We start from the raw sequence: 1,363 nt of genomic DNA on the forward strand, positions 1-1,363 counted from the left end.
CAGGGCCATTGCGTAGTCCGACGGTAAGGCTCTGAACTGGGGTTTCGTGGCTTGAGTGGCCTCTGTGGAGGCGAAGGTGGCGGGTGAGATCACGTCGGTGATGATGAAGTTCTCTACGCTACAAAACCCCGAGGACTTCACCCGCCGATGGCATCATCTCTCATCACCGCACTGACCGTCACCACACCCCACCCCCGCGGCGCACCCGCCCCGGTCACCGACGGTGAACAAAACGGACTGCTGGACGCGTTGGCGAAGGTTCCCGACCCGCGTGACCCGCGTGGGATCCGATACCCGCTGTCCGCGGTCCTGGCGGTCGCCGTGTGCGCCGTCATGGGCGGTGCGTCCTCGTTCGCCGCGATCACCGACTGGGTTCATGACCTGGATGAACACGGCCGGTCCCGGCTCGGCTTCGGCGACACGGTGCCGGTGGCCACGACGATGTGGCGGCTACTGACCCGCCTCGATCCGAGCCTGCTGACCACCGTTCTCGCCGGCTGGTTACACACCCGGACCCGCCCACCGAAACCGCCGCGCCGGTACCGCCGGGTGATCGCGGTGGACGGCAAAACCCTGCGCGGCGCCCGCCTGGACGGCGGCCGCCAGGTGCACCTGCTGTCCGCCCTGGACACCACCACCGGGATCGTGATCGCCCAGGTCACCGTCGACACGAAGTCGAACGAGATCACGTCGTTCGTGCCGCTGCTCGACGCCGTCGAGAAGGTCCTCGGCTCGCTTGCCGGGGTGCTGTTCGTCGCCGACGCCCTGCATACCCAGACCGGGCACGCCACCGAGGTCACCGCCCGCCGGGCGCACCTGCTCGTGCAGGTCAAAGGCAACCAGCCGACCCTGTTCAAGCAGCTCAAACGGCTGCCCTGGGCGCAGATCCCGGTCGGTGACCGGACCCGCGACCGCGGTCACGGCCGCCGGGAGACCCGCACCCTCAAAGCCGTCACCGTCGCCACACCCGGCGGCATCGGTTTCCCGCACGCCCAGCAGGCCATCCGGATCACCCGCACCCGCATCGTCGCTGGCAGGACCAGTCGCGAGACCGCTTACCTGACCGTGTCACTACCCGCCGGCCAAGCCCTGCCCCGCGACCTGCAGACCTGGATCCGCCGGCACTGGCACATCGAAAACCGCCTTCACCACGTCCGCGACGTGACATTCCGTGAAGACCTGCACCAAGCCCGGACCGGCACCGGACCCGCCGTCATCGCCACACTGCGTAACACCGCAATCGGATGGCACCGAGCCACCGGCGCGACCAACATCGCCCGCGCCACCCGCCAAGCCAGCCATCAATCAAACACCCTGATCACCGCCGTGACCAGCAGCTATCCGACTACGCAATGACCCTGGG

1 protein-coding gene is annotated in these 1,363 nt (G+C 68.2%); it reads left to right on the forward strand.

The window, feature by feature from the left end; genetic code table 11:
* The first annotated feature begins 147 nt into the window (after positions 1-147).
* Entirely contained in the window at positions 148-1,356 is a 1,209-nt protein-coding gene (locus ADL15_RS14445; protein WP_232344092.1) for an ISAs1 family transposase, read from the forward strand.
* Positions 1,357-1,363: the final 7 nt, after the last annotated feature.

It is taken from the genome of Actinoplanes awajinensis subsp. mycoplanecinus (genome assembly GCF_001509495.1).
In the GTDB taxonomy this organism is placed as follows: domain Bacteria; phylum Actinomycetota; class Actinomycetes; order Mycobacteriales; family Micromonosporaceae; genus Actinoplanes; species Actinoplanes palleronii.

Excerpts from the sequence above, each read along its gene's own strand:
- ADL15_RS14445 (WP_232344092.1), top strand. The coding sequence starts at position 148 with ATGGCATCATCTCTCATCACCGCACTGACCGTCACCACACCCCACCCC.